This is a genomic window from Thermus neutrinimicus (assembly GCF_022760955.1).
Lineage (GTDB): Bacteria > Deinococcota > Deinococci > Deinococcales > Thermaceae > Thermus > Thermus neutrinimicus.
In genome coordinates this window covers 362,283-370,231 of sequence record NZ_JAKTNU010000001.1, presented here as the reverse complement: position 1 = coordinate 370,231, position 7,949 = coordinate 362,283, and the positions used below count along the sequence as shown (strand labels likewise).

8 protein-coding genes and 1 tRNA gene are annotated in these 7,949 nt (G+C 65.3%); all 9 read right to left on the bottom strand.

Annotated elements, in window-relative coordinates; genetic code table 11:
• Positions 1–113: 113 nt before the first annotated feature.
• Positions 114–2,189 carry an elongation factor G gene (fusA, locus tag L0C59_RS01975; protein ID WP_243089505.1) on the bottom strand — a complete coding sequence of 692 codons (2,076 nt, stop codon included), beginning with the start codon at positions 2,187–2,189 and terminating at the stop codon, positions 114–116.
• 3 nt (positions 2,190–2,192) lie between these two features.
• On the bottom strand, positions 2,193–2,663 hold the full coding sequence (rpsG, locus tag L0C59_RS01970; protein ID WP_038058338.1) for a 30S ribosomal protein S7: 471 nt from the start codon (positions 2,661–2,663) through the stop codon (positions 2,193–2,195).
• Positions 2,664–2,670: 7 nt separating this feature from the next.
• Positions 2,671–3,084, bottom strand: coding sequence for a 30S ribosomal protein S12 (gene rpsL, locus L0C59_RS01965; protein ID WP_019551715.1), 414 nt, complete (start codon positions 3,082–3,084; stop codon positions 2,671–2,673).
• Between the two features lie 213 nt (positions 3,085–3,297).
• Positions 3,298–3,372: transfer RNA gene (locus tag L0C59_RS01960), tRNA-Thr, on the bottom strand.
• 40 nt (positions 3,373–3,412) lie between these two features.
• On the bottom strand, positions 3,413–4,534 hold the full coding sequence (locus L0C59_RS01955) for an ABC transporter permease (protein ID WP_243089504.1): 1,122 nt from the start codon (positions 4,532–4,534) through the stop codon (positions 3,413–3,415).
• Positions 4,535–4,552: 18 nt separating this feature from the next.
• A complete protein-coding gene (locus tag L0C59_RS01950; RefSeq protein WP_243089503.1) occupies positions 4,553–4,981 on the bottom strand; it encodes a 3D domain-containing protein in 429 nt (142 codons plus the stop codon).
• 197 nt (positions 4,982–5,178) lie between these two features.
• Entirely contained in the window at positions 5,179–5,985 is an 807-nt protein-coding gene (locus L0C59_RS01945) for a hypothetical protein (RefSeq protein ID WP_243089501.1), read from the bottom strand.
• 63 nt (positions 5,986–6,048) lie between these two features.
• On the bottom strand, positions 6,049–7,614 hold the full coding sequence (locus L0C59_RS01940) for a DAK2 domain-containing protein (protein ID WP_243089500.1): 1,566 nt from the start codon (positions 7,612–7,614) through the stop codon (positions 6,049–6,051).
• Positions 7,607–7,948: an Asp23/Gls24 family envelope stress response protein gene (locus L0C59_RS01935; RefSeq protein ID WP_243089498.1), complete on the bottom strand. Its 342-nt coding sequence runs from the start codon at positions 7,946–7,948 to the stop codon at positions 7,607–7,609. Before L0C59_RS01935 ends, L0C59_RS01940 begins: the two co-directional genes overlap by 8 nt.
• Position 7,949: the final 1 nt, after the last annotated feature.

The window sequence follows — 7,949 nt, the reverse complement described above, 5'->3', positions numbered from 1 at the left end:
TGCCCAATCGTCCCCACGTTCACGTGAGGCTTCGTACGGATAAACTCGCCCTTGGCCATCCTCGCTCTCCTTTCCGTATGCGGGGCAGGCCCGCAGGCCCACCCCCTGCATTCCTACTGACCCTTGATGAGCTTTTCCTGCACCTGCTTGGGGACTTCCTGGTAGTGGTCGAAGAACATGACGAAGGAGCCCCGGCCCTGCGTCTTGGAGCGCAGATCAGTGGCGTAGCCGAACATCTCCGCCAGGGGCACATAGGCCCGGATCACCTGGGCGTTACCCCTGGGCTCCATGCCCAGGATCTGGCCCCGGCGGGAGTTCAGGTCGCCGATCACGTCGCCCATGTACTCCTCAGGGGTGGTGACCTCCACCCGCATGATGGGCTCGAGGATCACGGGATCCCCCTTCTGCACCGCCTCCTTGATGGCCATGGAACCCGCGATCTTGAAGGCCATCTCGCTGGAGTCCACCTCGTGGTAGGAGCCGTCGTAGAGGGTAACCTTCACGTCCACCACGGGGAAGCCGATCAGGGGACCCGACTGCATGGCCTCCTCGATGCCCTTCTGCACGGCAGGGATGTACTCCTTGGGGATCACCCCGCCCACGATGGCGTTGACGAACTCAAAGCCCGAGCCTCGAGGCAGGGGCTCGGCCTTGATCTTCACGTGGCCGTACTGGCCGCGGCCACCGGTCTGGCGGATGAACTTGCCCTCCACGTCCACCGGGCGGGTGATGGTTTCCCGGTAGGCCACCTGGGGCTTGCCCACGTTGGCGTCCACCTTGAACTCCCGCTTCAGGCGGTCCACGATGATCTCCAGGTGGAGCTCCCCCATCCCGCTGATGATGGTCTGCCCGGTCTCGGGGTGGGTGGAAACGCGGAAGGTGGGGTCCTCCTCCGCCAGGCGGGCTAAGGCCTGGGAAAGCTTGTCCTGGTCCGCCTTGGTCTTGGGCTCAATGGCCACGTCAATGACGGGTTCGGGGACTTCAATGGACTCCAGGACGACGCGAGGCGCATCCTCACCCACCAAGGTGTCCCCGGTGATGGTTTCCTTAAGGCCCACCACCGCCCCCAGGTCGCCCGCCTTGAGCTCCTCCACCTCCTCCCGGTGGTTGGCGTGCATCCTTAGGAGCCGGGCCACCCGCTCCTTGCGGCCCTTGGTGGTGTTGTACACGTAGGAGCCGGAGGTGAGGGTGCCGGAGTAAACCCGGATGAAGGTGAGGCGGCCAACGTAGGGGTCGGCCATGATCTTGAAGGCCAAGGCCGCCAGGGGACCCTCGGGGTCGGGGTGGATCTCCACCTCGTTCCCCTCGGGCGTGGTGCCCTTGATGGGGGGGATGTCCAAGGGGGAAGGGAGGTAGTCCACCACCGCATCCAGAAGGAGCTGTACACCCTTGTTTTTAAGGGCAGAACCCAGGAACACGGGGGTGATCTGGATGTCAATGGTGCCCTTGCGGATGGCCGCCACCAGCTCCTCCTCGGTGGGCTCCTCGCCCTCGAGGTACTTGAGCATCACGTTTTCGTCGAAGTCGGCGGCCACCTCGATGAGCTTCTCGTGGTACTCCCGGGCCTGGGGCAGGTATTCCTCGGGGATGGGAACCTCGCGGATGTCGGTGCCCAGATCGTTGCCATAGGTGTAGGCCTTCATCCGGAGCACGTCGATGATCCCCGAGAAGGTGTCCTCCCGGCCGATGGGAAGCTGCATCACCACCGGCCTGGCCCCCAGGCGCTCCTGCATGGTGCGGATCACCAGCCAAAGGTCGGCCCCCGTCTTGTCCATCTTGTTGGCAAAGGCAATGCGGGGAACCTTGTACTTCTCCGCCTGGCGCCAAACCGTCTCCGACTGGGGTTCCACCCCCTGGCTGGAGTCGAAGACCACGATGGCCCCGTCCAAGACCCGCATGGAGCGCTCCACCTCGATGGTGAAGTCCACGTGGCCCGGGGTGTCGATGATGTTGATGCGGTGGTCCTTCCAAAAGCAGGTGGTCACGGCGGCGGTGATGGTGATGCCCCGTTCCCGCTCCTGCTCCATGAAGTCCATGGTGGCCGCACCCTCGTGCACCTCACCGATCTTGTGGATCTTGCCGGTGTAGTAGAGGATGCGCTCGGTGGTGGTGGTCTTACCGGCATCGATATGGGCGGCGATGCCGATGTTGCGGAGCCTCTTTAGGTCGTACTCTACCTTAACCGCCATGGCTTACCACCGGTAGTGGGCGTAGGCGCGGTTGGCCTCGGCCATGCGCTCCACGTCCTCTTTCTTCTTTATCGCTCCGCCCTTGCCCTCGGCTGCGTCCATGAGCTCATGGGCGATGCGCACGGCAGCCCCCCGCTCGGAACGCGCATTGGCCGCCTGGACCAGCCAGCGCAGGGCCAAGGACTGCTGCCTTCTGGGGGAGACCTCCATGGGCACCTGGTAGTTGGCCCCACCCACGCGGCGGGAACGCACCTCCATCCGGGGCTTCACGTTCTCCACCGCCTGCTTAAAGACCTTTAAGGGCTCCTGCCCGGTCTTTTCCTGGATGATGCGGCAGGCATCGTAGAAGATGCGGGCGGCCAGGTTCTTCTTGCCATCCCGCATGATCTTGTTGATGAAGGCCGACACCACCACATCCCCGTAGACCAGGTCGGGTTGGAGTTGGCGTACCTCTGCTCTTCTTCTCCGTGCCATAGTTCACCTACTTCTTCTTGGCCGGAGCCGCGCCCTTGGTCTCCTTGGGCTTCTTGGTCCCGTACTTGGAGCGGCTCTTCTTGCGGTCCTTCACCCCTTGGGTGTCGTAGACCCCACGCACGATGTGGTAGCGCACACCCGGCAGGTCCTTCACACGGCCACCCCGGATGAGGACCACGGAGTGCTCCTGCAGGTTGTGCCCCTCGCCAGGGATGTAGGCGGTTACCTCGTACCCCGAGGTAAGGCGCACCTTGGCCACCTTACGCAAGGCGGAGTTGGGCTTCTTGGGGGTTACGGTGCGCACCACGGTGCACACTCCCCGGCGGAAAGGCGACCCCTTCAAGGCCGGAACCTTGCTCTTCTTCTGGACCTTCTCGCGGCCCTTTCTGACCAGCTGGTTGATCGTCGGCAGTGCCACCACTCCCTTCTTCTTGGACTTGCCCCCGTGTTCTCAAGATCCACCCGGGGGAAGGCCCTTCCCCCGACGTTCGCCCACACAGGGCAGCACCCTCAGGACCAGGGGCTGGCCCTGAGGGCCCTCAACTTGACTAGTGTACAGGGCAAGGGGCATTTTGGCAAGCGCGGCAAAGGAAAACCCCGCCAGCCGGCGGGGCTTAAAGGGATGGGCTTGGCCTGGAGCCGGTGGCCGGATTCGAACCGGCGACCTACCGCTTACGAGGCGGTTGCTCTACCGCTGAGCTACACCGGCCCGCCCTAAAGAGTCTAGGGCAGGAGGCTCCTTTTGGCAACTACCTCAGCACCACCCCGGGCTGGACCCTTAGGGCGCGGAAGAGGGGCAAAAGGGCGGAGAGGAAGGTGGCGAAAAGGCTTGCGCCGCTCACCTGAAGGAAGTCGGAAAGGCGCATCTCCACGGGCAGGTGGGTGAGGAAGTAAAGCTCCCCGGGAAGGTCCACCGGGCGGAGGGATAGGTAGAGGCAAAGGAGATAACCCAAGATATTTCCCAAAAGAACCCCACCAAAGCCCAGGAAGGCCCCTTCCAGGGCGAAGACCATCCCCACGGTGAGCTTCGAGGCCCCCATGGCCCGAAGAAGGGCGATCTCCGGGGTCTTCTCCACCACCTTGAGCACCAGGAGGTTGGCCACCCCAAGGGCGGCCACCGCCACGATCAGAAAGATCAGGATGCCCAAAACCCGCTTCTGCAGGGAAAGCTGCTCCAAAAGGGTGCGCTGGGTATCCTGCCAGGCCTGGGGGAAGAAGCGGGTACCCGCCAGTTCCCCACCCAGCTCCTTGGCCCGCCAGGGGTCCTTGAGGCGCACCTGGTACCCTTGAGCCCTTATCCCGGAAAGCCTTTCCACCGTCCTTAGGTCCACAAAGGCGTAGGCGGAATCCAGGAGATAGTTACCGGTACGAAAAGCCCCCAAAACCTTAAGCTCCACCCGCTCCTGGGTGGCGGACATGGCGTAAAGCCTATCCCCCACAAAGGCCCCCAAAGACTGCTGCAGGGCCGAGCCCAGGTAGATACCCCCGGGCTCCAGCCTTAGGCCCAGCTCCGGGTAAAGGGCCTCCCCGCCCTCGCCCAGGCCCACCAGGGTGGCGAAGTCCACCCCCGGGCCCCTGGCGCCCTCCGCCGGGCGGGTTAAAAGGGCCTTAGTGGCGGCAAAGGGGGCGTAGGCCTCCACCCCGGGATGGTCCCGCCCGGGAAAAGGAGGCAGCTCCTCGCTCTGGCTGAAGAGGACCAGGTGGGGGTAGGCCTTCAGGGTAGCCCGCACCAGGCCGCTGACAAAACCGTTGGTGAGGGAGAGGGCGGTGAGGAGGACCGCCACCCCCACCCCTACCCCCAGCAGGGCCAGCCCCGTCTGCAGGGGCCTTCGCCTGAGGTGAGCCAGAGCCAGGAAAAGGGCAAAGCGCACGCCCTTAGGATACGGGCTCTAACGCCTGGGGTACTCCACCACCTCGAGGCTTACCACCCTGCGGCCAAAGCGCAAGGCCGTGGCCCGGTCGGGAAGCCAAACATCCACCTTTTCCCGCATCCTGGGGTGCATCACGTCGGCCACCACAAAGATGCGGTCCCGGAAAAGGTAGTCAAACTGCCCCCGGCCGCGGCCGTACACGGAACCCAGGTCCTTAAGGCGCACCTTGGTGCCGAAGGGCAGGACCTTGAGAAGGTCCGGGCTCACCGCCAGGACCCCCAGGCGGGTGCGCATGCCCGTGGCGGTGATGAAGGGAGTGGAGTCGGTCTCCCGCACGCTGGAGGTGTAGGCGGTGGCCTCGAGGACCATGGTCTTTCGACCCCCCGTCTGGGCCCAGGCCCCGGCAACGGCCAGGGCGGAAAGGAGCACGATCAGCAAACCCCGCATAGCGCCCCTGAGTATGCGGGTCAAACCTGGAGGTTTCTGAGAACCATGAAGGGGGGGCCTCATCCAGGCCGCCCCCTAGCAGAGATGGAATGGTTACAACAACTCAGGAACCCCGCAGGAAAGGGAGAACTTTAGGGTGCTTTGCATTAGAAATTCCTTAAGCCCCTTTACCCCAAGCTAAGCCCCGTCAAAGAAGCCTAGGGGCAGGGGTTGGAGGAGATCTCCAGCCGATAACGGCCGCTATTTTCCTCGTCAAAACCCGCCCGGGCCTGGCCCCTATCCCGCACCACCAGCAGGGTGGTGGGGGAGATGTCGGCGCAGTTCACCACCGGGTCCAGGACCAAGGGGCTCGGGTCTTGGGGCGAGAAGTAGAGGAGGGCCACCAGGTCCAGGGGGCCGGAATAGGTGAAGCGGAGGTAGCCTGTGGCGGTGGAAACGTCGTACCGGTCAAACTCCCCCACGAACTCAATGGCCCCCTGCCGGCTCCCAGAGGCGAAGGCCTCCCCGTTCCCCGCGGGATTGGGGATAAAGGGCTCGGCGTAAAGGGTTACCTGATCCGGGCTTAAGGCGTAGTTTTCCACCCGAAGGTAAAAGACCTGGCCCCCCTGCCCCTTGAAGTTCAGGCGGTACCCGGGGTCAGAGGTGATCTGGGGTCGGAGGGAAAGGGGGGCAAGCTCCTGCCGGGCGGCGAAATAGTGGCGGGCCACGCTCACCGCCTGCACCACTCCCCTATCGTCCAAAAGCACCAGGCGAAGCCGGGCCCTCCCTTGAAGGTCGGCGGAAACCGCGCTCACCCTCACCGCACCGCCCTGGGCAAGGGGGATGCGATAGACCCTCACCCCAGGGCGAAGCTCTCCCCCGCTCTCCTGGGCTTCTGGCAAGGGAGCGATCACCCAACCCCCCACGGGCAACTCCCCGCTCACGGGCGGGGTAGCCTGGAGATTGCAAGCTCCGAGGGCGAGGACCGCCAAGCCCAGAACCACCCCTCTGGTTATCCACCCCATAAAACCTCCCTTTCCCTCAGTATAGCCTGGGAAAGGGGGGAGGGGGCTTAGGTTTCCTTTAGCCTATTCCAGGACCCCCAGGTAGGCGTAAAGGTCGGGCCCCCCGGGGAGGATCTCCACCACAAGCCCCGGGAACCCCCTGGCCACCTCCTCAGCCTTTTCCTTGGAAGCGTTGGGGCCCAGGAATAGGGTGAGGACATCCTTGCCCTCCCCGGCCAGACGGATAAGGCCCTCCAGCACCTCCTCGGGGGTTTCCCCCATGAGGACCAGCCTGCCATCCAAAAGCCCGATGGGCTTATCCTTTAACACCTTGACCCCATCCACCTCGGCGTCCCGGCTGGCCCAGGTGACCTCGAGGGTCACCGCCCCCTTCATGGCCTCCTCCATCTCGGGCAAAAGCTCCTCCACCTCCCCCTCGGGCAGGTAGCGCACCGCCGCCGCTAGGCCCTGGCCCAGGGTGCGGGTTTGGAGCACGTGCACCTCTTTGCCCAGCCCCTTGGCCAGCTCCGCCGCCTTCTCCGCTGCCAGGAAGACGTTGGGGTTGTTGGGGAGGAGGATCACCCTGGGGCTCGCCACGCTCCTGATGGCGGCCAGCAGGTCCTCCACGCTGGGGTTTTGCGTCTGCCCTCCCGCCACCACCCGGGCCCCCAGGCTGCGGAAGGCCCGGGTGGGGCCGTGCCCCAGGGCCACCGCCACCAGGCCCGTGGGAGGGGGAGCCTCCTCCCCCGCTCCCACCATGGCCAGGATCTCCGTGTGCTGCTCGGTCATGTCCTCCACCTTGGTGCGCACCATGCGGCCAAAGCGGGCCACGGTGGCCAGGAGGCCATCGGGGTCGTCGGTGTGGATGTGCCCCTTCACATACCCCTCGGCCCCCACCACCAAGAGGGAGTCCCCAAAAGGCGCCACTGCCTCCCGGATCCTCTCAATGGGGACCTCCACCCCCTCCATGAGGAACTCCGTGCAGTAGCCAAACTCCTCGGTGGCGAAGGCGGTCTGGGCGTAGCGTTCCACCTTGGGGGGCTCGGGCAGGGGCAGCCCCAGGAGGTATCCCCGGATGCCCTCCAAAAAGCGCACATACCCCGCACCCCCGGCGTCCACCACCCCCGCTTGCTTCAGCACGGGAAGGAGGTCCGGGGTCCTCTCCAGGGCCTTTTGGGCAGCCCTAAGGGCATTTTCCAGGGTCTCCTCGAGGGTCTCCCCCTGGCCTCCCTCCCCAGCCGCCCGGGCCACGGTGAGGATGGTGCCCTCCACCGGCTTCATCACCGCCTTGTACCCGGTTTCCGCCCCCAGGCGCAGGGCCTCGGCCAGGGTGGAGGCATCCAGCCGCTCCCTCTTGCGCAGGGCCTCGCTGAAGCCCTTCAGGATCTGGGAAAGGATCACCCCGCTGTTCCCCCGGGCCCCCAAAAGGCTCCCGTAGGCGATGGCCCAGGCCACCTCCGGCATCCTGGAGGTGTCGGCCAGATCCAGCTCCCGCCGGGCGGACTGGAGGGTGAGGTGCATGTTGGTACCCGTGTCCCCGTCGGGGACGGGGTAGACGTTGAGGGCGTTGATCTCCTCCACAAACACGGAAAACCAGTCGGTGGCGTAGCGGAAGGCCTCGGCCACCTCCCCGGGGCTAAGGCTAGCCACGCCCCACCCCCACCACGTGCACCCGCACCTGGGAAAGCTCCACCCCCGCGAGCTTTTTGGCGGCAAAGGCCACCCGCTCCGCCAGGGACTCCACCACCGTGGGGATGCGGGTTCCCACCGCCACCACCACGTAGAGGTCCACGGCGTACTTGCCGGGGCTGGCCGGGTCCTGGCGCACCACCACGCCCTCGCTGGCCTCCTGCCGCCCCAGAATGCGCACCACCTGGTCCTTCAGCCCTGCCGGGGCCATCCCCACCACCCCCGGCACCTCATGGGCCGCCAGGGCCAACAAGGAGGCCAAGGCCCCCTCGGTCACCGTTACCCGTCCCTGCATC

Bases quoted from the DNA above. Each gene is read 5' to 3' on its own strand.
- fusA (WP_243089505.1), bottom strand. From the start codon at position 2,189: ATGGCGGTTAAGGTAGAGTACGACCTAAAGAGGCTCCGCAACATCGGC.
- rpsG (WP_038058338.1), bottom strand. From the start codon at position 2,663: ATGGCACGGAGAAGAAGAGCAGAGGTACGCCAACTCCAACCCGACCTG.
- L0C59_RS01950 (WP_243089503.1), bottom strand. From the start codon at position 4,981: ATGCGGGGTTTGCTGATCGTGCTCCTTTCCGCCCTGGCCGTTGCCGGG.
- L0C59_RS01945 (WP_243089501.1), bottom strand. From the start codon at position 5,985: ATGGGGTGGATAACCAGAGGGGTGGTTCTGGGCTTGGCGGTCCTCGCC.
- L0C59_RS01935 (WP_243089498.1), bottom strand. From the start codon at position 7,948: ATGCAGGGACGGGTAACGGTGACCGAGGGGGCCTTGGCCTCCTTGTTG.